Annotated in this window: 22 protein-coding genes, 2 pseudogenes and 1 riboswitch; of the genes and pseudogenes, 9 read left to right on the plus strand and 15 right to left on the minus strand. The window is 64.9% G+C overall.

The annotated features are described in order from the left end of the window. Positions 1-10: 10 nt before the first annotated feature. From mexE to B2790_RS15250, 3 genes are all read right to left on the minus strand, one after another. Complete coding sequence (gene mexE, locus B2790_RS15240; protein WP_025339323.1) at positions 11-1,252, minus strand: multidrug efflux RND transporter periplasmic adaptor subunit MexE; 1,242 nt, start codon at positions 1,250-1,252, stop codon at positions 11-13. A gap of 293 nt (positions 1,253-1,545) precedes the next feature. After that, entirely contained in the window at positions 1,546-3,132 is a 1,587-nt protein-coding gene (locus B2790_RS15245; protein ID WP_286919131.1) for a rhodanese-related sulfurtransferase, read from the minus strand. Continuing rightward, positions 3,129-3,737, minus strand: coding sequence for a cysteine dioxygenase (locus B2790_RS15250; protein WP_286919132.1), 609 nt, complete (start codon positions 3,735-3,737; stop codon positions 3,129-3,131). Before B2790_RS15250 ends, B2790_RS15245 begins: the two co-directional genes overlap by 4 nt. 215 nt (positions 3,738-3,952) lie before the next feature. On the opposite strand from B2790_RS15250, the gene B2790_RS15255 reads away from it, so the two are divergent. Further along, entirely contained in the window at positions 3,953-4,888 is a 936-nt protein-coding gene (locus tag B2790_RS15255) for an ABC transporter substrate-binding protein (RefSeq protein ID WP_075045351.1), read from the plus strand. A 123-nt stretch (positions 4,889-5,011) separates the two neighbouring features. Then, positions 5,012-6,316 (plus strand): LLM class flavin-dependent oxidoreductase, encoded by a 1,305-nt coding sequence (locus tag B2790_RS15260; RefSeq protein ID WP_286919133.1) that lies wholly within the window; start codon positions 5,012-5,014, stop codon positions 6,314-6,316. On the opposite strand, the gene B2790_RS15265 is transcribed toward B2790_RS15260, so the two are convergent. Then, positions 6,310-7,500 (minus strand): type II secretion system F family protein, encoded by a 1,191-nt coding sequence (locus B2790_RS15265; RefSeq protein ID WP_286919134.1) that lies wholly within the window; start codon positions 7,498-7,500, stop codon positions 6,310-6,312. The genes B2790_RS15260 and B2790_RS15265 overlap by 7 nt on opposite strands. Positions 7,501-7,511: 11 nt before the next feature. Then, positions 7,512-7,937 carry a type II secretion system major pseudopilin GspG gene (gene gspG / locus B2790_RS15270; protein WP_085588532.1) on the minus strand — a complete coding sequence of 142 codons (426 nt, stop codon included), beginning with the start codon at positions 7,935-7,937 and terminating at the stop codon, positions 7,512-7,514. Between the two features lie 185 nt (positions 7,938-8,122). Here gspG and B2790_RS15275 point away from each other — a divergent pair, with 185 nt between their 5' ends. The 4 genes from B2790_RS15275 (at position 8,123) to B2790_RS15290 (ending at position 13,694) form a co-directional block, all read left to right on the plus strand. Continuing rightward, positions 8,123-8,707, plus strand: coding sequence for a lytic transglycosylase domain-containing protein (locus B2790_RS15275; RefSeq protein WP_286919135.1), 585 nt, complete (start codon positions 8,123-8,125; stop codon positions 8,705-8,707). Between the two features lie 340 nt (positions 8,708-9,047). Then, positions 9,048-10,508, plus strand: a complete 1,461-nt coding sequence (locus B2790_RS15280) for a sensor histidine kinase (protein WP_286919136.1) — start codon at positions 9,048-9,050, stop codon at positions 10,506-10,508. 296 nt (positions 10,509-10,804) lie between these two features. Next, positions 10,805-12,298, plus strand: a complete 1,494-nt coding sequence (locus tag B2790_RS15285; protein ID WP_286919137.1) for a sensor histidine kinase — start codon at positions 10,805-10,807, stop codon at positions 12,296-12,298. Beyond that, entirely contained in the window at positions 12,267-13,694 is a 1,428-nt protein-coding gene (locus tag B2790_RS15290; protein WP_025339314.1) for a sigma-54-dependent transcriptional regulator, read from the plus strand. Before B2790_RS15285 ends, B2790_RS15290 begins: the two co-directional genes overlap by 32 nt. Before the next feature lie 170 nt (positions 13,695-13,864). On the opposite strand, the gene B2790_RS15295 is transcribed toward B2790_RS15290, so the two are convergent. From B2790_RS15295 to B2790_RS15305, 3 genes are all read right to left on the minus strand, one after another. After that, complete coding sequence (locus B2790_RS15295; RefSeq protein WP_286919138.1) at positions 13,865-14,158, minus strand: hypothetical protein; 294 nt, start codon at positions 14,156-14,158, stop codon at positions 13,865-13,867. Between the two features lie 84 nt (positions 14,159-14,242). Continuing rightward, a complete protein-coding gene (locus tag B2790_RS15300; protein ID WP_015270532.1) occupies positions 14,243-15,595 on the minus strand; it encodes a GntP family permease in 1,353 nt (450 codons plus the stop codon). A 111-nt stretch (positions 15,596-15,706) separates the two neighbouring features. After that, the gene (locus B2790_RS15305; protein ID WP_286919139.1) at positions 15,707-16,246 is read right to left on the minus strand and encodes a gluconokinase; all 540 of its coding nucleotides are present in this window, start codon (positions 16,244-16,246) and stop codon (positions 15,707-15,709) included. A 204-nt stretch (positions 16,247-16,450) separates the two neighbouring features. Between B2790_RS15305 and B2790_RS15310 the strand changes: the two genes are divergently transcribed. The 3 genes and pseudogenes from B2790_RS15310 to B2790_RS25040 all read left to right on the plus strand — a co-directional run. After that, complete coding sequence (locus tag B2790_RS15310; RefSeq protein ID WP_025339312.1) at positions 16,451-17,470, plus strand: LacI family DNA-binding transcriptional regulator; 1,020 nt, start codon at positions 16,451-16,453, stop codon at positions 17,468-17,470. A 237-nt stretch (positions 17,471-17,707) separates the two neighbouring features. Further along, positions 17,708-18,391: pseudogene (locus tag B2790_RS25035) on the plus strand (PAS domain-containing protein); the annotation flags it as partial. 114 nt (positions 18,392-18,505) lie between these two features. Next, positions 18,506-18,928, plus strand: a pseudogene (locus B2790_RS25040) (methyl-accepting chemotaxis protein); the annotation flags it as partial. On the opposite strand, the gene B2790_RS15320 reads toward B2790_RS25040, so the two are convergent. The 7 genes from B2790_RS15320 to B2790_RS15350 form a co-directional block, all read right to left on the minus strand. Then, positions 18,903-22,172: a transporter substrate-binding domain-containing protein gene (locus B2790_RS15320; protein WP_286919141.1), complete on the minus strand. Its 3,270-nt coding sequence runs from the start codon at positions 22,170-22,172 to the stop codon at positions 18,903-18,905. The pseudogene B2790_RS25040 and the gene B2790_RS15320 overlap by 26 nt on opposite strands. Before the next feature lie 13 nt (positions 22,173-22,185). Beyond that, positions 22,186-22,800 carry a response regulator transcription factor gene (locus tag B2790_RS15325; protein ID WP_286919142.1) on the minus strand — a complete coding sequence of 205 codons (615 nt, stop codon included), beginning with the start codon at positions 22,798-22,800 and terminating at the stop codon, positions 22,186-22,188. Positions 22,801-23,031: 231 nt separating this feature from the next. Next, entirely contained in the window at positions 23,032-23,274 is a 243-nt protein-coding gene (locus B2790_RS15330) for a DUF1272 domain-containing protein (protein WP_137164101.1), read from the minus strand. A 66-nt stretch (positions 23,275-23,340) separates the two neighbouring features. Continuing rightward, on the minus strand, positions 23,341-24,093 hold the full coding sequence (gene cobM, locus B2790_RS15335; protein WP_085615512.1) for a precorrin-4 C(11)-methyltransferase: 753 nt from the start codon (positions 24,091-24,093) through the stop codon (positions 23,341-23,343). Between the two features lie 31 nt (positions 24,094-24,124). Then, a complete protein-coding gene (locus B2790_RS15340) occupies positions 24,125-24,511 on the minus strand; it encodes a cobalamin biosynthesis protein (protein WP_286919143.1) in 387 nt (128 codons plus the stop codon). After that, complete coding sequence (locus B2790_RS15345; RefSeq protein ID WP_075045338.1) at positions 24,511-25,197, minus strand: CbtA family protein; 687 nt, start codon at positions 25,195-25,197, stop codon at positions 24,511-24,513. The genes B2790_RS15340 and B2790_RS15345 overlap by 1 nt, the downstream gene beginning before the upstream one ends. A gap of 9 nt (positions 25,198-25,206) precedes the next feature. Beyond that, a complete protein-coding gene (locus tag B2790_RS15350; protein WP_025339304.1) occupies positions 25,207-25,395 on the minus strand; it encodes a CbtB domain-containing protein in 189 nt (62 codons plus the stop codon). 93 nt (positions 25,396-25,488) lie between these two features. Then, positions 25,489-25,712, minus strand: a riboswitch (cobalamin riboswitch). Between the last annotated feature and the right edge of the window lie 75 nt (positions 25,713-25,787).

The raw sequence follows: 25,787 nt of genomic DNA on the forward strand, positions 1-25,787 counted from the left end.
GTGTGGTCCCTTAACCGCGTGGCGCCTGGGCGCTGGCGACTTTCACGTTGTTGCCCGCCACCTTCGGCGCCGGGTTGCTGGCCTCCAGGGCCTGGCGCTGCTGGGCGAGGGCGGCGAGGGTCTGTTCGCTGGCCATCGGTGTCTCTTCCGGGGTGACCGGTGAGCCAGGGCGTACGCGCTGCAGGCCCTTGACCACGATGCGGTCGTCCTTGCCCAGGCCGCTGCGCACGATGCGCAGGCCTTCCAGCTTCGGCCCCAGCTCCACGGCGCGGTAGGCGGCCTTGTTGTCCTTGTCCATGACCAGCACGAACTTCTTGCCAAGGTCGGTGCCCACGGCTTCGTCGTTGATCAGCACGGCCTGGTACTGGGCGCTGCCCACCAGCTTCAGGCGTGCATACAGGCCTGGGGTGAACTGGCCGTCGCTGTTGTCGAACACCGCACGGCCACGGATGGTGCCGGTGCGCGGGTTGACCTGGTTGTCGACGAAGTTCATCTGGCCCAGGTGCGGGTTGCCGGTTTCGTTGGTCAAGCCCAGGTACACCGGGGTGCTCTGGCCGCGCTGGCCTTCGCGGGCCAGCTGGGTGTACTTGAGGTACACGCGCTCGTCGGCGTCGAAGTAGGCGTAGACCTTGTCGGTGGAGACTACGCTGGTCAGCGGGGTGACATCGGCGGTAACGATGTTGCCGGCGGTGAACTGGGCGCGGCTGACGCGGCCGCTGATGGGCGCGGTGACACGGGTGAAGCTGAGGTTCAGGCGTGCCAGGTCGAGCTGGGCCTGGATCGCGTCGACCCCGGCGCGGGCTTCGGCGGCGGCGCTGCTACGCGATTCGGCCAGCTCTGCGGAAATGGCGTTGCTGTCACGCAGGCGTTCGCCACGGCGGGCTTCGTTGGCGCTGCGGATGGCGGTGGCCTTGGCTTGCTGTAGCTGGGCTTCGAGGCGGCGGACGTCTGCCTGGAACGGGCGTGGGTCAATCTGGAACAGCAGGTCGCCTTTCTTGACCTGGGCGCCTTCAGTGAAGGCCACCAGGTCGATCTGGCCGGAGACCCGTGGGCGAACCTCGACGGTTTCCGGGGCTTCGAGGCGGCCGGTGAACTCGTCCCATTCGTTGATCGGTTGCTCGATCACCTTGGCCACACTGACCTTCGGCGCGGCGGGAGCCTGCACGGCGTCGGGGGTTCGACCGCAAGCGCTGATCACCACCACTGCCAGGGCAGCGAGGGGGAAGCGCAAGGGTTTGAGTGATTGTTCCATGGAGAACTCCGCCAATGTATTAGTAGTGGGCGGAGTGTGAGTGTCTTGCGCGTGATGCACGAATCGAACGGGGCGAAGGTTATTATCACGATGAATGATATGTGTGGGTCGTTCATCGATTTGCGGCATGATCTTGTTGTAGTGGGTATAGGTATGGCACCGGCTTTGCCGGTGTTCGCGGGCTTGCCCGCTCCTACAGGTACGGCGCTGGATTTGGAAAATGCGAGGTCCCTGTGGGAGCGGGCATGCCCGCGAAGGGCCGCAAAGCGGCCCCATTTGCTAACCCGGCAATGTCAGCTCGATACGCGGAACCCATGGGTGCCATCGCGCTCCAGTTGGGCAATCAAGCCGAACTCCCAGTCCAGATACCCCTGCATCGCCTCGTGCGGGTTGTCCGTCCCTTCATAAGGTCGGCGATAACGGTCGGTACGCGCCACGGCCAAGCGCGTTTCGCCGCTCTCCAGCGCCTTGCCCGCCGCAATCCAGCGCGCCGTTCCGCCGTCCAGCACGTACACCGGGGTTTGCGTCAGTGTCTGCAAGTCCAGCGCCGCAAAGCGCGCCAGCTGGCTGCTGCCGCAGGTCAGCACATAGCGCTCGGCTACCGGCAAGCGCTCCAGCACCTGTGGCAACTGCGAGCGGATCGCCCAGCAGGCGCCTGGAATGTGCCGTTTCACATAGTTGGCACTGCTGGTGAAGTCCAGCAGCACGGTGCCTGGCGCTTGCAGCCAGTCCTCCAGCTGCTCGACACCGATTTCGGTCACCGCCGGCAACGCCGGCTGCGGCGCCTGCCACTCGCCGGCTGCACTGAAGTCTGCCGCTGACAAACCGTCCAGCACTGCCACCTGCCAGCCCATCTGCGCCAGCCACGCAGCGCTCATGTTGGCCCGCACGCCGTCATCGTCCACCAGCACGATGCGCGCCCCGCGTACGCTGGCGACATGGTCGGTTTCCTGCACCAGCTGCCCGCCCGGCACGCTGCGGCTGGCCGGCAGGTGGCCCTGGGCGTATTCCTCGGGCGTGCGCACGTCGAACAGGTAGGTGGTGCGGCTGGTATCAGCCTGCCAGGCGGCCAGGCCTTCGGGCTCCAGGCGGGCCACGCCAGCACGGTCGGCCACGCTGCACGCGCGCTGTGCGGCATCGGCACGGGTGCTGTCGGTAACCTCGGCGAAGCGCCGTTGCTGGCCGTGGGCCAGGGTTTGCCCGGCCAGGGTCCAGCCAATGGTGCCGTTGCGCAGCGCGGCCACCGGGTTGGGGATGCCGGCGTTGACCAGCGACTGGGTGCCGATGATGCTGCGGGTGCGCCCGGCGCAATTGACGATCACTTGGGTGGCAGGGTCGGGCGCCAGCTCGGCAACCCGCAGCACCAGTTCGGCACCTGGGACGCTGATGCCACCCGGGATGCTCATGGTCTGGTATTCGTCGAAGCGGCGGGCATCGAGCACCACCACATCGGCCTTGGCATCCAGCAGCGCTTGCACCTGTTCGGCTGCCAGCGATGGGGTGTGGCGCACGCTTTCCACCAGTTCGCCAAAGGCCTTGCTCGGCACGTTGACGTCGCGGAACAGTTCGCCACCTGCTGCGCGCCAGCCGGCCAGGCCACCTTCGAGCAGCGCCACATCGCTGTAGCCCAGTGCCGTCAGACGCTGGCCGGCCTGGGCCGCCAGGCCTTCGCCGTCGTCATACAGGGTGATGGCGGTGTCGCGCCTGGGGACCCGGGCAAACACCTCCAGCTCCAGCTTCGACAACGGAATGTTGGCGGCGAACAACGGGTGTGCCTGGGCGAACGGGTCTTCCTCGCGTACATCGATCAGCGCCAGTTCTTCATGGGCCAGCAATGCCCGACGAATGTCGTGGAAGGCGCGGGTGGCTACGGTACTCATGGGGCAGGGTTCTCTTTGGACAGGTCCCAGATATTGGGCAGAAGGGTGTTGGAATAGCCGGAAATGAACGGTTTCTCGCTGCCGTCGGGCAGGTACACGGCACGGCTGACGGCGCCGATGTTGGCACCATACACGTGAATGCTGATCGACACCTCGTCGGCGAAGGCGTTGCTGACCTGGTGGATATCACCGATGCGCGGCGATACGGCCTCCACGTGGCCGGGGTCGATGCGCACCGGCTCGCCTGCCGGCAGCAACGTACCGTGCTCGCTACGGACAAAGCCTTGCGAGTATTCGGCGCCACGCAACATGCCGATCAGGCCCCACACCCGGTGGTCGTGGATCGGCGTCTGCTGGCCTGGCCCCCAGACGAAACTGACGATGGAAAAGCGCTGGCGCGAATCGCAATGCAGCAGGTATTGCTGGTAACGGGCCGGGTCCGGCTGCGCCAGCGCCTCGGGCAGCCAGTCGTCATGGGCGACCAGGCTGTGCAGCAGGCCCTGGCCCTGGTCGAGGAGGGTAGCTTCGTCGGTTTCCCGGTCCAGCAGTTGCGAAAGTGCGCCGATGAAGTGACGCAGGCGCTCGAGGCGCAGGGGTTGGCTCATGGTTCAGGCTCGGCTGACGGTTTGGTTAAACCCTAGCAAATGCGGTGAGTATTCTTAAAAGTAAAAATATTCATAAGCTAATATGCAAAAAATGCATTTACAGCTTGGCTGATCTGTTTTGAAATGGGCGCAACGAACAGCAAGCCCCGCGATTACCCCACGAGACCGCACGCGCGGATCGGCCTTATGTACCTCGACGGTACCTGGAGACGAACGTGCGATACCTCAAGCAATTGGCCGCCGGTGTGCTGGCCAGCTCCCTCAGCCTGGCGGCCGCCGCGCAAACCCTGGTGGTTGGCGACCAGAGCTTCAATGCCCGCGCCGTGATGGAAGCGGCCGGCGTGCTCGACGACCTGCCCTATACCCTGGAATGGAAGCAGTTCACCGCCGGCTCGCCGGTGGCCGAGGCGCTGAACGTGGGCAGCCTGGACATCGGCCTGCTGGGCGATGCGCCGCCGTTGTTCCTCGGTGCGCTGGGTGCGCCGATCAAGGTGATTGCGGTCAGCCGGCAGAACCTGGAGGGCGTGGCCATCCTGGCACGCAAGGACTCGAACATTCACCGCCTCGAAGACCTGCGTGGCAAGCGCGCGGCAATCTGGAAGGGTTCCTGGAGCCAGCAGCTGTTGTTCAGTGCGCTGGACAAGGCTGCGGTGCCGCGTGACGCCCTGGAGCTGCGCTACCTCAGCGCCCTGGATGCGTCGCATGCCCTGGATGGTGGTTCGGTGGACGTGATCGCCACCTGGGAACCCTATGTCACCCAGCAGGAGCGCCAAGGCGCCCGGGTGCTGGCCACGGCCGAAGGGCTGATCCCGGCACAGAGTTTCGTGGTGGCCAATGCCAAGGCGGTGGAGGCCAAGCGGGCGCAGATCAGTGATTTTCTCCAGCGCCTGAAGAAGGCCCGTGACTGGACCCTGAGCGACCCCGCCCACACCGAGGCGTATGCCGATGCCTGGGCCAAGCGCACCCGTGCCGACCGCGACATCGCCCGGGCCTGGTTTGCCAGGGCGCGTACCGATGTGGCGGCGCTGAACCCGCAGGTGATCGTGGAGGCGCAGAAGACCGTGGACTTCTTTGCCGGGCTGGGGCTGATCAAGGCCTACCCGGCGGCCAGCCTGTTCGATACCTCGTTCGCGGCGGCGTTCGAGCACTGAGTACTCCTGTACCGGCCCTTTCGCGGGCATGCCCGCTCCCACAGGGACTGCATGAGTTGCCTGTGGGAGCGGGCGTGCCCGCGAAGAGGCCGGTACTGGCGACATCTTTACTGAGGATTTCCCATGACCCGCAAGATCAAGCTTGGTGCCCTGACCATGGGCTGCGGCGGCCCTGGTCGGCACAACCTGTGGCTCGACCCGGAGCTGCCTGCCGACGCCAGCGTCAATATCGACTGGTACATCGACATCGCCCGCCAGGCCGAGGCGGCGTTGTTCGACCTGATGTTCATCGTCGACAGCCAGTACATCACCCCCGGCTCGCCGTCCCATTACCTCAACCGCCTGGAGCCGCTGACCCTGCTTTCGGCGCTGGCGGTAAGCACACGCCACATCGGCCTGGTCGGCACCCTGACCACTTCCTACAACGAACCCTTCAACGTCGCCCGCCGCCTTGCCTCGCTGGATCTGATCAGCAAGGGCCGCGCCGGCTGGAACGTGGTCACCAGTGGCGACGCCGGCACCGCCGGCAACTATGGCCGTGACGAGCACTACGACTACGACACCCGCTATGCCCGCGCCCAGGAGCACGTCGCGGTGGTGCAGGGCCTGTGGCGCTCCTATGAAGACGGCGCCTTCCCGCGCAACCGGGCCACCGGGCAGTTCCTCGACCCCAGCCGGATGCATGCCCTGAACCACAAGGGCGAGCACTTCTCGGTGGTGGGGCCGTTGAACATCCAGCGCTCGCCACAGGGCCAGCCGGTCATCTTCCAGGCCGGCGATTCGCAGCAGGGGCGTGACCTTGGGGCTGCCACGGCGGATGTGATCTTCACCCACGCCGCCAGCATCGAGCAGGGCCAGGCGTTCTACCGTGATGTGAAGGGCCGCGCCGCGCGGCTGGGGCGTGACCCCGAGCAGCTGCTGGTATTGCCCGGGGCCGAGATCTATGTCGGCGACACCGATGAACACGCCCGCGAGATCGAGCGCCATTACCACCAGCAGGACCACAGCTTCGAGCTGGCGCTCAAGGAGTTCGGGCGCAACTTCGGCTGGCACGACTTCAGCAAGTACGACCTCGATGCGCCATTCCCGCAAGAAAGCCTGGAGCACGCGCGCAGCAGCTTCTTCACCAACGCAAGGCGCATTGCCGACCAGGCGCGGGAGCAGGGCTTGAGCTTGCGCCAGGCGGTGGAGTTCGGCCGCCAGTTGCGGCCGGGGGCCTTCGTCGGTTCGCCGGCAACGGTAGCGGCCAGAATGGCCGAGTGGTTCGAGGCGCGGGCCCTGGATGGTTTCAACATCTATATCGGCCACCCCGGGCAGTTCCGCCGCTTTACCGAGCAAGTGGTGCCGCTGCTGCAGGAACGCGGGGTATACCGCACCGCCTACGAGGGCACCACCCTGCGTGAAAGCCTGGGCCTGGCCATTCAGTGAATGCTCGAGGCCAGTTCGAAGATCGGCATGTACATCAGGATCACGATCAGGCCGATCAGCAGGCCGATGAAGGTCATCAGCAGTGGTTCGAACAGCTTGACGAACCATTCCACCCAGCGGCCGATTTCCTGGTCATGGAAGTCGGCGCAGCGCTCCAGCATCTCGCCCAGGTTGCCGGACTGCTCGCCGGCCCGTAGCAGGCGCAGCGATACCGGCGTGACCAGTTGCCCGGCCTCCAGCGCGTCGGACAACGGCAGCCCTTCGCCGACCCGCTGGCTGGCGTGCTCCAGGCCCTGGGCCGCCGCGCTGCCGAGCAGGCCGCGGGCCATGCCCATGGCGGTGAGGATGGGGATACCGCCTTGCAGCAGGATGCCCAGCGAGCGGTAGAAGCGCGCCAGTTCGTACATCATCAGGCGTTGGTGCAGTGCCGGCAGGCGCCGCAGCTGGCAGGCTGCCCAGCGCCGCACCCCTGGCTGGCGGCGCAGCAGCCACAGCGCCATGACCACGCCGAGGGTGCCCAACGCCAGTGGCAGTTGCTGGGCATGCAGGAACAGGCCGATCTGCATCAGCAGCCGAGACAGCCAGGGCAACTCGGTGCCCATGCCCTCGAATACCTGGCTGAAACGCGGCACCACGTAGCCAAGCAGGAACAGCACCACGCCACCGCCCACCAGCAATAGCAGCAACGGGTACACCGAGGCGCCCACCAGCTTCTGCCGTACCAGGTCCAGGCGCTGGCGGTAGCTGATGTAGCGGGCGAGGGCGTCGCCCAGCGCGCCGGTACGCTCGCTGGATTGCACCAGCGCCACGTACAGCGGCGGGAATACCCGTGGCTGCTGGCCCAGGGCCTGAGACAGCGAGCGGCCTTCGTACAGTTGGCGGACCAGTTCGGCGAGCACTTTGCGCGTTGCCGCTGCAGGGGCCTTTTCCGCCAGGCTCTCCAGCGCGTCGATAAGCGGCAGGCCGGCGTTGAGCAGGGTTGAAAGTTCCTGGCTGAACAGCACCAGGTCAAAGCTTGCTTCGCGGCGCCAGGCCATGCCGCGCAAGGCGCCGCCGTGGCCACGCAGGCTGAGCACGCGCAGGCCCTGGTCCTCGGCCTGGCGGCGGGCCTGGTCGGCGTCCTCGGCGTCGATCTGCAACTGCACCACACCCTGCCTGCCCAGGGCCTTGAGGCTGTAGCGCATGGCCGTTCTCCCTACTGCCAACTGGTGATTTCGGCGTTTTCCCCGTCGCCACCGGGCTGGCCGTCCTTGCCCATCGACAGCAGGTCGTACTCGCCGCCGTTCTCGCCAGGTTGCCGGTAGATGTACGGGCGGCCCCAGGGGTCTTGCGGCACGGCCTTCTGCAGGTACGGGCCGGTCCAGCGCGCTTCGCCACTGGGGGCGATCACCAGGGCCTGCAGGCCTTGCTCACTGCTGGGGTAGTGGCCGACTTCGAGGCGGTACAGGTCCAGGGCCTTGCTCAGCCCCTCTATCTGCGCCCGCGCCACCTTGGCCTCGGAGCGGCCGAGCTGGCTGAAGTACTTGGGCGCGACGATACCGGCCAACAGGCCGAGCACCACCAGCACCACCAGGAGTTCAAGCAGGGTGAAGCCACGTTGAGGGTTGGTTCTGCGCTGCATGGTGAAGCCCTCCGCTGCATGGGGACAAGCTTTTGCAGGCTCCATGCAACAGCCGTGCACGCCTGCGCTGGCGCCTTGCACCATGCGGTATGCAAAGCGGCACAGTGCTTGCGTCGTGGTCATCGACCTCGGGTTTTCCGGGGTATATCCCCCAAATTTGGGGGTACCACGAAGAGGCGACCGACATGCGTGGACTCATTCTCGGTTTGATCTGGCTGGTGGCAGGTGCTGCCCAGGCCGATGTGTACATTTCCATCGACGCCAAAGGCAGCTACATACTGACCAACGTCCATCGACCCGGGCGCCTCTATGAAACGGTGATCAGCGAGCCGAAGGCCCAGGCCGGCCCGGCCCACGCGCAGCTCATCACCGGCCGCCCCTACGCCAAGCTGGTCGCCGCCGCGGCGCGTACCCACGACGTCCCCCCGGCGTTGCTGCATGCGGTGATCAAGGCCGAGTCCGGCTACAACCCCAAGGCCCGTTCACCGGCGGGCGCCGTGGGGCTGATGCAACTGATGCCGGATACCGCCCGCGAGATGGGCGTGGAAAACCGCCTGGACCCGGAAGACAACGTGCAGGGCGGGGCCCGCTACCTCAAGCGCATGCTCAACTTGTTCGACAATGACATCACTCTGGCCGTGGCGGCCTACAACGCCGGCCCCGAAGCTGTGCTGCGCCGTGGTGCGGTACCGCCGTTTGCCGAGACCCGGCGCTATGTACCGAATGTGCTGCGGGAGTACCGCCGGTTGCAGGGGTTGACGGGTGATTAGCCTTTGCAATTTTCCCTGTGGGAGATGGCCCAGCCCTTTGTGCTGCGCTGTCGCGCAGAGAACTCAGTGCGCAAGCGATCCGCGTACCGTGTGGGAGCGGGCGTGCCCGCGAAGAATCCAACGCGGTGCCTGGCACCGGCTCCGCCGGTGTTCGCGGCGGTTCGACGCCTCGACACGCCCGCTCCCACAGGGGCCGCGCGGCATCTGGATTTTTTTCAGCGCGAGCGCCACTCGGCAAGGACAGAAACAATACCCTTCGGCGGATGCCACCAAGCTGACCCGATGTTTTCCCCAACTCTGGGCTATAACCTTCTGAAGGTGCCCAGTTGTGGAGTCCGCCATGGACATCGCCCCTCGTTCCGACGCTATTGAAGTACCCGCCGGTAACGAACTGGCCACCCCACGCAAGCCGTTCAACCTGCTGCGCTGGTACGCCTGGGTCAGCCTGGCCATCATCCTCTCGGTAGCGGTCGGGCTGGGGTTGATTTCCAGCCGTTTCATCATTGACGAGAGCATCGAGCGCGATGCCTTGCTCACCGCGCAATTCATTACCTCCATCGCCGATGCCGAAGTGCGCCATGTGTCGATCCCCAATGTGCGCACCATGGGTGAACTGCTCGACCCGCGCATCGACCGCGCCAACCTGCTCGATGTCGACCCGGACGCCCGGCGCAGGGCGCGTGGCGAGTTCCTCGACCACATCGCCCACCTGCCCGACATGCTGCTGGCCAACATCTATGCCCCGGACCGTACGGTGGTCTGGTCCAGCAACCCGGCGCTGGTCGGCAAGCTGATCGAAGGCGACCAGGACCTGGAGAAGGCCTTCGAGTACAAGATGCGAGTCTCGGCCAGCTACCACAACTTCGAACAGGCCCGCGCCGAGCAGAAGTTCGTCATCCCACCCGAGCAGTTGTTCATCGAGAACTACATCCCGCTGTTCGATGCCGATGGCGAGCAGGTCACGGCGATGGTCGAGATCTACAAGGAGCCCCATGACCTGATCGTGCGCATCGAGCATGGCTTGATCCTGATCTGGCTGGCGATCACCGTCGGTGCCGGGCTGGTCTACGTCGGCCTGTACGGCATCATGCACCGCGCCGCGCGCCTGCTGTCGGTGCAGCAGAAGCGGCTGATCAGCAACGAAACCTACGTGGCACTGGGCGAGGTGTCCTCGGCGGTCGCCCACAGCCTGCGCAACCCGCTGGCCAGCATCCGTTCCAGTGCCGAGCTGGCCCAGGCGTTCGACGACGGCCCGGCGCAGCGCAATGTCAACGACATCATCAGCCAGGTCGACCGCATGTCGCAGTGGATCCGCCAGATGTTGCAGTCATTGCGCCCGCTCAACGATGAGGCAGTGGCGGTGGATTTGCCGCTGGCATTGCAGGAAAGCCTGCAGACCTACGCGGTTCTGCTGGCGCGTGGCGGCGTGAGCCTGGACCTGCAACCGCTACCGGCGGTGCAGGTGCTGGGGCACCCGGTGTTACTGCGGCAGATTTTCAGCAGCCTGATCGCCAACGCCCTGGAGTCGATGGAGCAGGGTGGCCGGTTGCGTGTCGAGGTGGTGCGCCATGACCGGCGTAACTTGACCCTGCGCCTGTCCGACAACGGCAAAGGCATGAACGAAGAGCAGCAGCGCATGGCCTTCCGGCCTTTCTTCACCACCAAGCAGGGTGGGTTGGGTGTGGGCCTGGTGTTGGTGAAACGCATCATGGAACGCTTCGGTGGCAGCGTCCGGCTCAGCAGCAGTGAAGGCCATGGCACCCGGGTTTCGTTGAGTTTCCGGCTGATGGAATCCTCATGATTTACATCGATAAATATTCGTATCTTGTTGTTTATAAAGGATTTATGTTTTTGGGGTGAAAATCCCCAAATGTGGGGGATTATCCTCCATGCGAATCTAGGAAAATTCATTAACCTATTGATTATAAAAAACTAATCAAATCAGCCGGGTGGCTGGCTGGGTTCTTGCAACGTGACAGGCGGAGCGCAACACACGACAAATGGCAGCTGCGGCTGCACGGGTGGAGTGCTATCAATTGGCTACTGTTCGTCGCCTTGATGCATTTCTGAACGGACGCCCTGCGCGGGAAGCACGCGATGCAGATGCTGGATAATGAAGTGCCAGACAAGGCCAGTACTACCGCCAGCGGTGTGGCCGTGCCATTGCGCGAATTCAACCTGCTGCGCTGGTTCTCGGTCATCAGCCTGCTGATCATCGCCTCGGTGGCAGGCGGGCTGGGTTATGTGTCGACGCGTTTCGTGGTGCGCGACAGTGTCGAGCGCGATGCCATGCTCACCGCCCAGTTCATCCAGGCCATGGCCCAGGCCGAAGTGCGCCATTCGCAGTTGCCGCCGGGCACCACCATGGGCGAGTTGCTTGACCCGCGCCTGGACCAGCAGCACCTGCAGTTCACCCCGGACCTGGCTGAATCTACCCGGGTCGAGTTCCTCGACCATGTCGAGCACCTGCCGGACACCTTGCTGGCCAACGTTTATGCCCGCGACCGTACCATCGTCTGGTCGACCAACCGGGAGCTGATCGGCAAGCGCATCGAGGCCGATGGCGACCTCGACCGCGCCTTCCGCTCGCGCAAGGCGGTGTCGGCCAGCTACCACCAGGCCGACGATGACCGCGAAGAGCAGAAGTTCCAGCGTGAGCCGCGTTACCTGTTCATCGAGAACTACATCCCGCTGTTCGACAGCCAGGGCGAGCAGGTGCTGGCCATGGTGGAGATCTACAAGGAGCCTCAAGACCTGGTCCGGCGCATCCAGCGCGGCTATGTGCTGATCTGGGCCTCGACCCTGGTGGGCGGGGCGCTGGTCTACTTCGGCCTGTTCTGGATCGTGCGCCGCGCAGCGCAACTGCTGCACCTGCAGCAGGACCGGCTGGTGGCCAGTGAAACCTATGTGGCCCTGGGCGAGATGTCCTCGGCGGTGGCGCATAGCTTGCGCAACCCGCTGGCCAACATCCGCTCCAGCGCCGAACTGGCCCAGGAAATCGCCAACCCCGCGGCTCAGAAGAACATCACCGACATCATCAGCCAGGTCGACCGCATGTCGCGCTGGGTGCGTGACTTGCTGGTGTCGCTGCGCCCGACCAGTGACGACGCCGAGGCCGTGGACCTGGTGACGGCCATCGAGGACACCCACCTGGCCTTCGCCCAGCAGATCGAACGCAACAACGTGCGCTTCTGCTACGAAGGCCCCGGGGCACAATGGGTGGCCAGCCAGCCGCTACAGCTTACGCAAATTCTCAACACCCTGTTCTCCAATGCCCTGGAAGCCATGCCCGAAGGCGGCATGCTGCGTGCCCAGGTCAATGTGCAGGATGGGCAGCGTGCCGAGTTCGTCCTCAGCGATACCGGCAAGGGCATGAGCCAACAGCAGGAACGGATGGTGTTCAAGCCGTTCTACACCACCAAGCAGGGCGGCCTCGGCGTAGGCCTGGCCCTGGTCAAACGCATCATGGAACGTTTTGGCGGCTCGGTCAGCCTGAGCAGCCGCGAAGAGGAAGGAACCCGCGTCAGCCTCACATTCAATATCGCAGCGGGAGGGGACCATGGAGCACAGCATCCTGGTAGTCGAGGATGATGAAATTCTCGCCGACAATATTCGCACCTACCTCAGCCTCAAGGGCTTCGAGGTCACCGTGTGCCACAGCGCGGAACTGGCGCTGGAGCAGATCAAGCGGGGCCAGCCCGATGCGGTGCTGACCGACAACTCGCTGCCGGGCATGAGCGGGCACGACCTGCTGCGTACCTTGGTGGCGCAGGTGCCGGACCTGAAAGTGATCATGATGACCGGCTACGGCAATGTCGAAGATGCCGTGCAGGCAATGAAGGAGGGCGCCTTCCATTACCTGACCAAGCCGGTGGTGCTGGCCGAGCTCAAGCTGACCCTGGACAAGGCGCTGGCTGCCGAACGCATGGAGCGCACGTTGTCGTTCTACCAGGAGCGCGAGGCGCAGAAGTCGGGGTTGCAGGCGTTGATCGGCGAATCACCGACGATGCTCACCCTCAAGCACACCCTGCGCCAGGTGCTCGATGCCGAGCGGCGCATGGCCAGCGACGACTTGCCACCGGTGCTGATCGAAGGCGAGACCGGTACCGGCAAGGAGCTGGTGGCCCGCGCCCTGCATTTCGATGGTTCGCGCAGCAAGGGGCCGTTCATCGAATTCAACTGTGCCTCGATCCCGGCCAACCTGCTGGAGGCCGAGCTGTTCGGCCACGAGAAGGGCGCCTTTACCGACGCCAAGGAGCGCCGGGTGGGCCTGGTGGAGGCTGCCGATGGCGGCACCTTGTTCCTCGACGAGATTGGCGAGATGGACCTGGTGCTGCAGGCCAAGCTGCTCAAGTTGCTGGAAGACCGCAGTATCCGCCGGATCGGCGCGGTAAAGGAGCGCAAGGTCGACCTGCGGGTGATCAGCGCTACCAACTGCAACCTGGAGCAGATGGTGCAGCAGGGCAAGTTCCGCCGCGACCTGTTCTTCCGCCTGCGCATCATCGCCCTGAAGGTACCGCGCCTGTATGCCCGCGGGCAGGACGTGCTGCTGCTGGCGCGGCATTTCCTGGCCCATCATGGCCGGCGTTATGGCAAGCCGAACCTGCGTTTTTCCGCCGAGGCGGAAAACCTGATGCTCGGTTACAGCTGGCCAGGCAATGTGCGCGAACTGCGCAACATGCTGGAGCAGACCGTGCTGCTGGCACCGAACGAGGTGGTGCAGGCGCATCAGCTCAACCTGTGCATGACCCTGATCGACGAGCCGCTGGTGCAACAGGCGGCGCCTGCGGTGTTCGAAATGCCCCGGCACGAACCCGAGCCCGGCACCAGCCTGCCGGACATGGAGCGCGACCTGGTGTGCAAGACCCTGGACCGCACGGACTGGAACGTGACCAAGTCGGCGCGCATGCTCGGGTTGTCGCGGGACATGCTGCGTTACCGGATCGAGAAACTGGGGCTGACCAGGCCGGACAAGCGCCAGTGGTGAGCAAAGGATAACGGGCCGTACAGGGGCCCCTGTGGGAGCGGCTTTAGCCGCGAACACCGGCGCAGCCGGTGCCATGCACCGCGTTGGATTCTTCGCGGCTAAAGCCGCTCCTACAGGGATTGCGCCAACTTTTGGAATTTGAGCAAGACAGTTGCATTCAGGGGCATTGATCAACGCTGATTATCGGCTGCTCCCTGCCGCCCGGTACCTTCCGAGCCACTGCCATCCATACCCGGCAAATCCCGGTTGTCATTCTGTTCAGCGGGCGGGCTGTCCGGGTCGTTGCCTTTTATGCGTGGGTCGGTGTCCCGCGGCATGGGCTTTTCGATCGGGTTGAGGGTGCTGTCCGCGCCCGGCTTGGGCGCCGGGTTGTGCGGGTCGTCGGGGTAGGTGGGGCCGGTGCCGGCAGCTATGGCCAATGGCGCGGCGAGCAGGGCAATCAGCAGGATGCTTGGGCGGGGCATGGCAGGCTCCTTTGCTTCTGGTAGGGCTGATACTTCCGTTCGGCCCTACCCGAAGCTTCAAGGTGCCATTACCCCGATCAACGGTTACACCACCAGCGACAGCAACATGATGAAGATGATGCCGACGATCGACAGGATGGTCTCCATCATGCTCCAGGTTTTGAAGGTTTCCGCCACGGTCATGTTGAAGTACTGCTTCACCAGCCAGAAACCGGCGTCGTTGACATGGGACAGGATCAACGAGCCGGCGCCGGTGGCCAGCACCAGCAGCTCACGGTTGACCCCAGGCACCAGGTCGATCACCGGTGCGACGATGCCCGCGCCGGTGATGGTGGCGACCGTCGCGGAACCGGTGGCGATGCGGATTACCGCCGCTACCAGCCAGGCCAGCATGATCGGCGAAATCTCCGCCTGCACGGCCATCTGCCCGATCACGTTGCCCACGCCGGTGTCTACCAGCATCTGCTTGAAGCCGCCGCCGGCACCCACGATCAGCACGATCGCCGCGGTCGGTGCCAGGCTCTGGTCGAGCATCTTCATGATCTGCTGGCGGTTGAAGCCACGGGCCGAGCCGAAGGTGTAGAAGGCCAGCAGCAGGGCAGCGAGCAGGGCGGTGATGGGGTGGCCGATCAGGTCCATCCACTGGCGCACGATGTGCTCGGCTGGCAGCACCACGTCGGCGAAGGTCTTCAGCAGCATCAGCACCACCGGCAGCAGCACGGTGACCAGGGTGATGGTGAAGCTTGGCAGGTTGCCCTGGTCGGACTCCTTGGCGATCTGGTCCATCAGCTCCTGGGACGGGGTGCCCGGGATGTAGCGGGAAATGAAGTTACCGAACAGCGGGCCGGCGATGATGGCGGTAGGCAGCGCCACGATCAGGCCATAGAAGATGGTCTTGCCGATGTCGGCATGGAAGATGCCGATCGCCAGCAGCGGGCCCGGGTGCGGGGGCACCAGGCCGTGCACCACCGACAGGCCGGCCAGCAGTGGAATGCCGATCTTGATCAGCGATACGCCGGAACGCCGGGCGACGATGAACACCAGCGGAATCAGCAGCACGAAGCCGATTTCGAAGAACAGCGGAATGCCCACCAGGAAGGCGGCGAACATCATCGCCCAGTGCACGTTCTTCTTGCCGAAGGCACGGATGAGGGTTTGCGCGATCTGGTCGGCCCCCCCGGAGTCGGCCATCAGCTTGCCAAGCATGGTGCCCAGGGCAAGCACGATGCCGACGAAGCCCAGCACGCCGCCAAAACCGTCCTGGAACGATTTCATGACCTTGGCCACCGGCATGCCGGAGGTCAGGCCAAGGAAGCCGGCCGCGATGGTCAGGGCGACGAAGGGGTGGACTTTGAAGTGGGTGATCAGCAGGATCAGCCCGACGATGGTAACCAGCGCGTCGAGCAGCAGGAAGGTATCAGTAGCCAGTCCGAACATGGTTTGAAGGCCTCGGTCTTATCGTTGTTTTGGCGTAGCTTTTTTGTAACTTTGCTTGCGCTTATGGGGCAGGGTAGCGCTGTCTTGGGTGGGCCGGGAAAGCCGCCACGGTCAGGCGGTTTGTGCCAGGCCCGGCTCACCGCGGCCCTTTAGCCAGCTGTCCACCGCTTCGGCAAGCGCTTCGATGGGCTGGGTGGCGTCAAGTGCCAGGGTCAGGGGTTCGCCGTGTGGCGCCTCGAGGGCAGCGAACTGGCTGTCGATGAGGCTCGCCGGCATGAAATGCCCTGGGCGGGCCAGCACGCGTTTTTCCGCCTCGGCGGGTGACAGCTCGAGGAACACGAACACCAGCCCGGGCATGGCATCGCGCAGGGAGTCGCGATAGCGGCGCTTGAGGGCCGAACAGTTCAGGATCGGACGTTCCCCGGCCTGGGTCGTGGCTTGCAGCTCCTGACCAAGACGCACCAGCCAGCCGGCACGGTCGCTGTCGTCCAGGGGGATGCCAGCGCTCATCTTGCGGATGTTTTCGGCAGGGTGGAAAGCGTCGCCTTCGATCAGGCGGCCGCCGCTTCGGGCGGCGATTGCAGCGCCGATGCAGCTTTTGCCGCAACCGGCCACGCCCATCACCACGATGGCGGACAGGGGAGAATTCATCAGTACCTCCTGCGGGTGAGATAGCGCTGTCTCGTCGTCGACGAACAGCCACCTCCCCGGTGTTATTGATCTTGTCCTTACGCAGTATGGACGCTTGGCCGCGCGCGCGGTGGCTGCTACCAAAGATTACATTGCCTGCGTCCTGAGACAGCGCTACCTTAGTGGCCGTTCCCTTTCCTTGCAAGTAGTAAAATTACAACATCCATGTCCCGCACCGGCTCCCGCACCACAGGTCGTCCCACCCTGGCAGAAGTTGCCAGGCTTTCCGGGGTTTCCCCGATTACCGCCTCCCGCGCCCTGCGTGGGGTCAGCACGGTTGCGCCGGAGCTGGTGGAAAAGGTCGTTGCTGCCGCAGCGAGCCTCGGCTACGTGGCCAACCCGGCGGCCCGTGCCCTGGCGTCGGCGCGCAGCCAGTCGGTGGTGGTGTTGATCCCGTCGCTGTCCAACCAGCTGTTCATCGACACGCTGGAAGCCATTCATGAGGTCATGCGCCCGCGTGGGCTCGAGGTGCTGATCGGCAACTATCACTACGATCTTGCCGAAGAAGAGAACCTGATCCGCAACTACCTGGCCTACCAGCCCTGCGGCATGCTGCTGACCGGTTTCGAGCGCAGCGAGGCATCGCGGCAGATGCTGGCGGCCAGTGGCGTGCCCTGTGTGCACATGATGGAACTGAATGGCGAGGCCGGGGCGTTGTCGGTCGGTTTCTCGCAGCAGCAGGCCGGGCGCGCCGCGGCCCGCCACCTGATCGAGCGCGGGCGCAAGCGCCTGGCGTTCATTGCCGCGCAGCTCGACCCGCGGGTGATGCAGCGTGCCGAAGGGTTTCGCCAGGCATTGGCCGAGGCCGGCTTGCAGGCGGCCGAGCTGGAAGTGCTGGCGCCGGAGCCTTCTTCCATTGCCCTGGGCAGCGCGTTGTTCAGCCAGTTGCTGCAGCAGGCGCCGGATGTCGACGGTATCTTCTTCTGCAACGACGACCTGGCCCAGGGCGCGGTGCTGCAGGCATTGCGCCAAGGGGTGGAGGTGCCGCGGCAGGTGGCGATGGTCGGTTTCAACGACCTGCCGGCTTCGGCGCACATGGTGCCGCGGCTGACCTCGATTCGCACGCCTCGGGCCGCCGTGGGGCGCGGTGCTGCGCAGGCGCTGCTGGCGTTGCTAGATGGCAAGCGGGTGCCGAATGCGCAGCAGGACCTGGGCTTCGAGTTGATGGTGCGGGAGAGTTCCTGAGCCCGGACGCTTGCCCATCCTGGTCAAGAAGCGCGCTCCGTACTATGAATGCATTAATTACAAGGTGATAGCACTGTGCTTGCATGGCGCTAACGGCGATCTATGCTCAGGACACCGCGCATACAGGAGCCCGGCGTCATGTTCGATTTCCACCGCAAGTCCGATCTGGTCGAGATCCAGCGCAGTCATGAGGCCTTGGCCAGCTTGCAGGCCAAGCTGGCGGCGATCAGCCGCTCCATGGCAATGATCGAGTTCACCCCCGACGGCACGATCCTCGATGCCAATGAGCGCTTCTGCCAGGCCATGGGCTACAGCGCCGAGGAGTTGCGCGGCAAGCATCACCGGCTGTTCTGCGACCCTGGCTACGCGAAAAGCGCCGAATACCAGCAACTGTGGCGTGAACTGGGGCTGGGCAAGGCCATCAGCGGTACCTTCGAGCGCATCGACAAGGCCGGCCGCGAAGTCTGGCTGGAAGCCAGCTACATGCCGGTATTGGACGAGCAGCGCCAGGTCACCAGCGTGATCAAGGTGGCATCCGACATCAGCCAGCGGGTGATGGAGGAGCACGAGAGCGAAAGCCTGCTCAAGGCCATCGGCCGCTCCATGGCGGTGATCGAATTCACCCCGCAAGGCCGGGTGATCAAGGCCAACCAGAACTTCCTCGACACCATGGGCTATCGCCTGGACGAGGTGGTCGGTCGCCATCACGGGCTGTTCTGCCTGGCGCATGAGCGCGAATCGGCCGAGTACCGCGAGTTCTGGGCTTCGCTCAACCGCGGCGAATACCATTCGCACCGTTTTGAACGCGTCGACAAACATGGCCGGACGGTCTACCTGGAGGCGTCCTACAACCCGATCTTCGACAGCAAGGGCCGCTTGTACAAGGTGGTGAAGTTCGCCAGCGACATCACCCATCAGGTCAGCACCCAGCAAAGCGCTGCCGATGCTGCCCATGCCAGTTCGGTACAGACCGATGCCTGCGCGCGCAAGGGCACCGAGGTGGTACAGCAGGCGGTACAGGTGATCGAGCAGATTTCCCATGAACTCAACGACGCGGCACGCAGCATCGATGCGGTAAGCAAGCAGTCGGATGTGATCGGGCAGATCGTGCTGACCATCCGTGGCATTGCCGACCAGACCAACCTGCTGGCTTTGAACGCGGCCATCGAGGCGGCCCGCGCCGGCGAGCACGGGCGCGGTTTTGCCGTGGTGGCCGACGAGGTGCGCAACCTGGCGGCGCGAACCAGCAAGGCCACCCTGGAAATTGTCGACGTGGTGCGGCAGAACCACGACCTGTCGCTGTTGGCCGTGGCCAGTATGCAGTCGAGCCTGAAACGCACCGATCATGGCGTGGCGCTGGCCAACGAGGCCGGCACGGTGATCATGGAAATCCAGCAGGGTTCACGGCACGTGGTAAACGCCATCAGCCAGATCAGTTCGACGCTGCAATTGCATTGAGCGCATCGCCCAACTCGTCCAGCAGGGTCTCCAGGCTGGCCTGCAATTGCAGGCGCAGGTCAGTCGTCGGCAGGCCTTGGCCTTGGGCCTGTTCGATGGCTTCGCAATCGTGGACCAGCGTGCGTACCTTGAGCATCTTCGCCCCACCCTTGATCCGGTGAGCCAGGGCGCGCACAGCCTCGCCGGGGGCATCTGCTGCCAGTGTGCGCAAGGTGGCCAGGTCTTCGCTGACGCTTTGTGCCAGCTGTTCCAGCAGATTCCGCGTCAGCTGTTCGTCGTCCTGGGTCAGGTGCCGCAGTTCGCCAAGGTTGAACCCGCTGGCGCGTCGCGCTGGCGGCTGTTGCCGGGGGTGAGCGTGGGGCAGGTGGGCCTTGAGCGTACGCAGGCCAATGGGTTTGAACAGGCATTCGTCCATGCCGCTGGCCAGGCAGCGGGCACGCTCCTCGGCCTGGGCGTTGGCGGTGACGCCGAGAATGCGGCATGCCGCCAGGCCGCGTTCGCCCTCGAGGCTGCGGATGCGGCGGGTCAGTTCGTGGCCGTCCATGACCGGCATGCTGCAGTCGGTGATCACCAGGTCGAAGCGCGCTGCCTGCCAGCGTGCCAGCGCGATTTCCCCGTTCTCTGCCAGCGTGACCCGATGCCCCAGGGTATGCAGTTGCCGCTCCAGCAGCAGCAGGTTGGCGGGGTAGTCGTCGACCACCAGTATGTTCAGCGGGCCGCTGCTGCTTTCCAGCTCCGGGGCGTGCTGTTCGACCTGTACCGGTGCTGCGCACGCGGGCAGCCGCACGCTGACCTGCACCTTGGTACCTACGCCTTCGACGCTCTGCAGGCTCAAGGTGCCGCCCATCAACTCGGCCAGGGTGCGGCTGATGACCAGCCCCAGGCCGGCACCCTGGCGTGCCCGGGGGCCATCGGCCTGGACGAAGGCATTGAACAGCCGGGCCTGGTCGGCTGGGCCGATGCCGATACCGGTGTCTCGCACATTCAGTTCCACTGCCAGGCTGTCATTGTCGGCGGGCGAGAGCAGCAGACTGGCCTGGACTTCGCCGCGGTCGGTGAACTTGATGGCGTTGCTGATCAGGTTGGACAAGACCTGTTTGAGGCGCAGCGGGTCAGCCAGTACCCAGACCGGCGCAGCGGGCAGCTCGCTGTGCAAGTGCAGGCCTTTGGCCCGTGCATTGCCTTCGAACACCCTTACGGTGGCGCGTACCAGTTCGACCAGGTTGGTGGGTACCGGCTGCAGGGTGATGTGCCCGGATTCGATGCGGGAAATGTCGAGAATATCGCCGATCAGCTCAAGCAGGCCGATGGCCGAATCGTGGGCGGTCTGCAAGGTCTGGGTGTCGCAACGGCCGCCGCGGCTGTCTTCCAGGGCCAACTCCAGCAGGCCGATCACGGCATTCATCGGGGTACGGATTTCATGGCTCATGGTGGCCAGGAAGGTGCTTTTGGTCTGGCTGGCCTGTTCGGCGTCGTCCTTGGCCTGGCGCAGCTGCTCGAGCAGGCCGCGGCTGAGCGCCAGCTGCGCTTGCAGGGCATGCTGGGCCTCGGTGCGCTGGTTGATCAGCTTGCGCAAATAGCTGTTCCAGAACACTACCCCGGCCAGCAGCAAGGCCGACAGCACCAGCACCTGCAAGGCCAGGGTGCGGTAGTCGCGCCAAGGGCTGTCACTGACCAGGGTGGTGGTGCGCCAGCGGTTGATCAACTGGTCCAGCTCTTCGGGCGGAATGCTCAGCAGCGCCTTGTCGAGGATTGCCTGCAACTGCGGCTGGTCCGCGGCCACGGCGAAGGCGGCGATGGCCGGGTCGTCGTCGAGCACGCTGGCAATGCGCAGGCGGTCCTTGAACACATGGCTGATGTAGTAGGCGGCATTGATATGGCTGCTCAAGGCGACGTCGGCGGCACCGTTGGCCACGGCTTCCATCAGGCCGAGGGGGTTATCCACTTCGACCATCCTGGCCTGCGGGTAGCGTTGTTGCAGCACGGCCCGTTGCGGCGAGCCGCGCACCAGGGCGATGCGCTGGCCGTCCAGCGCCATGGTCTGCGCCGGTAATGCATTGTCGCTGCGGGTGACCAGCACCCGCGGGCTGACCAGGTAGGGGCGGGTATAGCGCAGTTGTTTCGAACGGTCTGCGCTATAGCCCAATGCGCCGATCATCTGCGCATCGCCGCGCGCCAGGCGCTCGACCATTGCCTGCGCCGACGGGCTTTCGACCGGCTTGAAATGCAGCCCCGTGCGCAGCGAGATCTGCTTGAGCAGGTCGAGGGTAATGCCGCTGGGGCGGTGCTGGGCGTCGTTGAAGGTCAGTGGTGCCAGCGATGTGTTGACCAGCACGCTGATGCTGGGGTTTGCGCTGATCCAGGCTTCTTCTTCGGTGGTCAGGGCGGTGAGGTGGCGTTGCAGCAACAGGCTGGTGTTGCCACTGCTCCAGCGGCGCAGGATGTTCAGGCGTTCGCTTTCGCTGATGCGCGCCAGTGCCTTGTCGACCAACTGGCGCAGGCGCGGGTTGTCATTGGCCAGGGCAAAGGCAAACGCCCCGGGGGCGACCTGGCAGAAGTGGTCGATCTTCAGTGTGCCCTGGTAACTCTTGCCAATCGCGAAGTCGGTACTGATGGCATCTCCCAGGTAGGCGTCGGCCTCGCCCAGTTCGACGGCGGCCAGCCCGGCCAGCGTCGAGCGATACAGGCTCAGTTGCGCCTTGGGGTACAGGCTGCGAACGCTGCTGGCCGGCAGGTAATGATCGACCATGGCCAGGCGCAGGCCGGCGAGGTCGGGGGTGTTCTTCAGGCTGTGCCCCTCGCGGGTGACGATGACCGGCAGGTCGTCGGCGTAGCTCGCGCTGAGGCTGAGCTGGGCATCCGCTGCCTCGAAGGCGTTGGAGCTGCCCAGCAGGTCGATACGGCCGTCGCGTAGCGCAGCGATGGCTTCGTGGCGGCTGTCGTAGCGTCGTACTTCGATGGTGGTGCCCAGCTGTTCAGCGATGATGCCTGCGTAATCGGCGCTGAGGCCTTCATAGTCGCGCTGGCTGACATTGATTTCCAGCGGTGGGTAGTCGGGCCGCGAGCTGCCAAGCACCAGGTGCTGGCGTTGCTGGAGCCATTGCCGCTCTTCGCTGGACAGCGCCAGCGGGGCGGCGGCGCTGACCGAGCGTGCCAGCAACTGGCGGGGTTCGCTGTTGGCCAGCAGCGCGCCGGAACTGGCCAGGCCGATGACCAGAAGGGCGCTTGCCAGCAGGCGCTTCATTGCCACCGAGCGCTCAATAGACGCTGTTGCGCTTGGCCAGGTCGACCATCTCAACCAGCGATTCGGTCTTGAGCTTTTCCATGATGCGGCCCCGGTAGGTGCTGATGGTCTTGGCACTGAGGTTCATGCAGGTGCCGATATTCTTGTTGTTCTCACCGCGCGCCAGGCGTCGCAGCACTTCCATTTCCCGGTTGGACAGGCTGTTCAGGCGCACCGGCTCGCTTTCAAGCGAGTTGCTGTTGACCGACATCTGCGGAAAGGTCGAGTAGCCCTTGACCAGGGCCTTCAGGGCAAACAGCAACGCTTCGTGGTCTTCTTCCTTGGTGACGAAAGCGCCGATGCCGGCATCCAGGCAGCGCCGCACATACAGGTCGGTGGCCTGACCGGTCAGCACCATGATCTTGGGCGCCGGCTCCAGGCATTGCAGGCGCTTGATCACTTCCATGCCATCCAGGCCGGGCAGGCCGATGTCGAGAATCACCACGTCCGGGCGCAGGTCGCGGGCTACTTGCGCCACCTCGCTGCCATTGGCGACCTCGCCGACGACACGGAAGCGCTCGCGTTCGAGCAACATGCGCAAGGACAACCGGACGATGGGGTGGTCGTCGACGATCAGCACGGTAGTCATGAAGAAAACTCCTGTCAGGATGTGGTCCGCTTCCTGGATCACTCAGGAATACGTCTGCAAGTGGGGTTATCGGAAGCGCTGCACGATACGACCATTCCCGAAATTTGGTAATGCCGAGTATAGAAGTGTTGAAAGTCTCCGCACTTGTTGTTGAAAAGTCCTACAAAAAATAGGAAAGACATCACCCTGGCAAAGCGGCGATGTCTGTTTTTTTGAATGTTTTGAAGTAGATCACGCGCAGGCGGAGTGTGCTTTGCTCACGCGCTGGGTCGAGGCAGGGTTGTTGGCCAGCGCCTGGCCGACCCGTGTCGGGCGTGCCACCAACTGGCCGGTGCAGTTCGGGCAGCGGCCCTGGAAACGGGTTTCGGCGCAGGTGCGGCAGAAGGTGCATTCGAAGGAGCAGATCAGCGCATCGGGGCTGTCACCCGGCAGGTCGGTATCGCAGCACTCGCAATTTGGGCGTAGGTCCAGCATGGGCATGACTCCTGTTTGCAGGCGGGAAACCGGAGTCTGCTACGCCCGTGGCGAACCTGGCAATGCTCAGTCGCCAGGGCGATACAGGTGGGCATGCCCGGCGCGATACAAGGCCGATTCGGCAAACGGTGTGTCGCCCAGCACATGGCCGACCAGGATCAGCGCCGTGCGCCGGAAGCCCTTGGCCGCGACGCGTTCGACGATATCGCCGAGGGTGCCGCGCACCCAGTCCTGGTCCGGCCAGGTGGCGCGATGCACCACCGCCACCGGGCAGTGCGCGCCGTAGTGCGGCAGCAGTTCTTCGACGATACGCGACAGGTGCTTGACCCCCAGGTGGATCGCCAGGGTGCTGCCATGGCGCGCCAGGTCGCCCAATTGCTCGCCGGGCGGCATCGGCGAACTGTCGCCATAGCGGGTAAGGATAACGGTCTGCGCTACCTGGGGCAGGGTCAGTTCGCAGCCGAGCAGGGCGGCGCTGGCCGCCGTGGCAGTGACCCCGGGAATGATCTGGTAATCGATGCCCAGCGCCTGCAGATGGCGGATCTGCTCGCCGATGGCGCCGTACAGGCTGGGATCGCCACTGTGTACCCGGGCCACATCCAGGCCTTGCTCATGCGCGCTGCGCATGGCGGCAATGATCTGCTCCAGGTGCAGTTCGGCGCTGTTGATCACGGTCTCGGCCTGGTGGCCCTCGAGCACGGCGGCCGGTACCAGCGAGCCGGCATAGATGATCACCGGGCACTGGCGGATCAGCCGTTGGCCCTTGATTGTGATCAGTTCCGGGTCGCCGGGGCCGGCGCCGATGAAGTAGACCGTCATGGAAAGTCCTTGCAGGAAAGAGGGGAAACGTTCAACAGGCCAGGGCGAGGGTAGCCGGGCCCAGTACCTGGCGTGTCAGCAGCAACCTGGCCGTGCCGAGCCGCTGGCTGGCCAGCGCCAAAGCCGCGCTCTCCGCCACGCCCCAGCAGCCGCAGTGGGCATGGGCAGCGGCGGAGCGGTGGCTGAGCTGGAGTTCGTAGGGTTGCAATTGCGCGGTATCGTACAACACCAAGGGCACGCCGAGGCGTTCGGCCAGTTGCTGCAAGCCGGGTTCGTCGGCCTTCAGGCTGATGCTTGCGATACCGTGCAGGTCGGCCAACGCCAGGCCCTGGTTGGCCAGGGCCTGGCTTAGCAAGGTTTCCAGCGTCTCCGCCGGGCAACCCCGGCGGCAGCCGAAGCCGGCGTAGAAGGCAGGCATCAGGCCTGGCTGGAGCGCCGGAACAGCCAGGCGCTGAGCAGGCCCAGGGCCAGCCAGAAGGCGGCGTTGGTCAGCCAGGAGGCCACTTTGAACTGGGTTTCCAGTGCGGCGGGGGCCAGGCTCTCGTGCACCTCGGGTTGCGGCGCACCGATCACATGGGGAATGACCAGCAGCACGGCGCCCAGCGCCTTCAGCAACCAGTGGCGGGCGAACACCAGCAGGGCAAGGCCCAGCGCGGTGGCGCTGGCGGTGCCGATCCACCAGGCCTGACGTTGCCCCAGGTCGGCGGCTGCAGTACCTGGCAGTTCCGGCGGCAGGCCCAGGGTCGGGGCCAGGCAGAACACGGCGAAGCCGGCCAGGCCCCACAGTGCGCCGGTGCCGGCACGCTTGGGTTCGCGCAGGCTGTACAGGGCGGTGAGGATAAGGGCGAAGCCGACCGCGACCACCAGGTTGCCGCCGGTGGTGGACAGCACCCGCTGCCAGCCATCTTCCGGCGACCAGGCTTCGGCGCTGTGTTCATGGGCGGCCACTTCGCCGGCATGCTCGTGCTGGGCGACCGGGGCCGAGGATTCGTAGGTTTCTGCCTCGAGGATCAGCGGGGCGACCCAGAAGCTTTGCAGCAAGGTCAGCAGCAAGGCCGCCAGCAACCCGCTGAAGCCCGCGGTACGGGCAATGCGTGTGATCATCGGGCGTACTCAGTGGCAGGGGAAGGCGGCGCTGTGGCGGGTGTCGTGGGCGGCGTTGTGCACGGCCTCGATGTGCGAGAAGCCGGCGAAGTACACCAGGCACAGGCCCAGCAGGCTGGCGCCGACGGCGATGACGACACGCTGGCTGAGGGTGACGGGGGTGGTGATGCTGTGTTGCTTGGCGCTGGTGACGGGCATGACGCGTTCCTCTGCTTTTTGTGGGCAACGGGCAAGCGCGGCAGCCCCGAGCGTGGCAGCCCAGGGGAATGCAACAGCGCCCGCCCACCGCGGGGTGTTCATGAACGCCAGGCCGGTCTCCGGGCTTGCGAGGAGGAGCCAGGCTCCTGAAAGGCGTCACCTTCCCATGCCGGGTGATCGGGCACAGTGGTACAGACGCTTCGCTCGCTTACCGTTGCGGGGGCAGCACCGGCCTTGTCCGGCCCTGCTGGAGGGCCTGTGACGCACCGGTTTCCCGTTTCACCCCCATCGGGGGCACCTGAACGCGAGGCATAAGGAGACCATGGGGCGGGGCTGCCGTCAATTGCCAGAATCGAGTTTGCGGGCGCTGCGGGTACTCTGTGGGAGCGGCT

This window comes from Pseudomonas sp. UBA6753 (assembly GCF_002453565.1).
In the GTDB taxonomy this organism is placed as follows: Bacteria; Pseudomonadota; Gammaproteobacteria; order Pseudomonadales; family Pseudomonadaceae; genus Aquipseudomonas; species Aquipseudomonas putida_Z.

Coding starts and splice junctions, on each gene's coding strand:
- mexE (WP_025339323.1), bottom strand. CDS start 1,252: ATGGAACAATCACTCAAACCCTTGCGCTTCCCCCTCGCTGCCCTGGCA.
- B2790_RS15285 (WP_286919137.1), top strand. CDS start 10,805: ATGCAGATGCTGGATAATGAAGTGCCAGACAAGGCCAGTACTACCGCC.
- B2790_RS15260 (WP_286919133.1), top strand. CDS start 5,012: ATGACCCGCAAGATCAAGCTTGGTGCCCTGACCATGGGCTGCGGCGGC.
- B2790_RS15330 (WP_137164101.1), bottom strand. CDS start 23,274: ATGCTGGACCTACGCCCAAATTGCGAGTGCTGCGATACCGACCTGCCG.
- B2790_RS15265 (WP_286919134.1), bottom strand. CDS start 7,500: ATGCGCTACAGCCTCAAGGCCCTGGGCAGGCAGGGTGTGGTGCAGTTG.
- B2790_RS15295 (WP_286919138.1), bottom strand. CDS start 14,158: ATGCCCCGCCCAAGCATCCTGCTGATTGCCCTGCTCGCCGCGCCATTG.
- B2790_RS15290 (WP_025339314.1), top strand. CDS start 12,267: ATGGAGCACAGCATCCTGGTAGTCGAGGATGATGAAATTCTCGCCGAC.
- B2790_RS15345 (WP_075045338.1), bottom strand. CDS start 25,197: ATGATCACACGCATTGCCCGTACCGCGGGCTTCAGCGGGTTGCTGGCG.
- B2790_RS15280 (WP_286919136.1), top strand. CDS start 9,048: ATGGACATCGCCCCTCGTTCCGACGCTATTGAAGTACCCGCCGGTAAC.
- B2790_RS15325 (WP_286919142.1), bottom strand. CDS start 22,800: ATGACTACCGTGCTGATCGTCGACGACCACCCCATCGTCCGGTTGTCC.
- B2790_RS15275 (WP_286919135.1), top strand. CDS start 8,123: ATGCGTGGACTCATTCTCGGTTTGATCTGGCTGGTGGCAGGTGCTGCC.
- B2790_RS15320 (WP_286919141.1), bottom strand. CDS start 22,172: ATGAAGCGCCTGCTGGCAAGCGCCCTTCTGGTCATCGGCCTGGCCAGT.
- cobM (WP_085615512.1), bottom strand. CDS start 24,093: ATGACGGTCTACTTCATCGGCGCCGGCCCCGGCGACCCGGAACTGATC.
- B2790_RS15305 (WP_286919139.1), bottom strand. CDS start 16,246: ATGAATTCTCCCCTGTCCGCCATCGTGGTGATGGGCGTGGCCGGTTGC.
- B2790_RS15245 (WP_286919131.1), bottom strand. CDS start 3,132: ATGAGTACCGTAGCCACCCGCGCCTTCCACGACATTCGTCGGGCATTG.
- B2790_RS15340 (WP_286919143.1), bottom strand. CDS start 24,511: ATGCCTGCCTTCTACGCCGGCTTCGGCTGCCGCCGGGGTTGCCCGGCG.
- B2790_RS15350 (WP_025339304.1), bottom strand. CDS start 25,395: ATGCCCGTCACCAGCGCCAAGCAACACAGCATCACCACCCCCGTCACC.
- B2790_RS15250 (WP_286919132.1), bottom strand. CDS start 3,737: ATGAGCCAACCCCTGCGCCTCGAGCGCCTGCGTCACTTCATCGGCGCA.
- gspG (WP_085588532.1), bottom strand. CDS start 7,937: ATGCAGCGCAGAACCAACCCTCAACGTGGCTTCACCCTGCTTGAACTC.
- B2790_RS15300 (WP_015270532.1), bottom strand. CDS start 15,595: ATGTTCGGACTGGCTACTGATACCTTCCTGCTGCTCGACGCGCTGGTT.
- B2790_RS15310 (WP_025339312.1), top strand. CDS start 16,451: ATGTCCCGCACCGGCTCCCGCACCACAGGTCGTCCCACCCTGGCAGAA.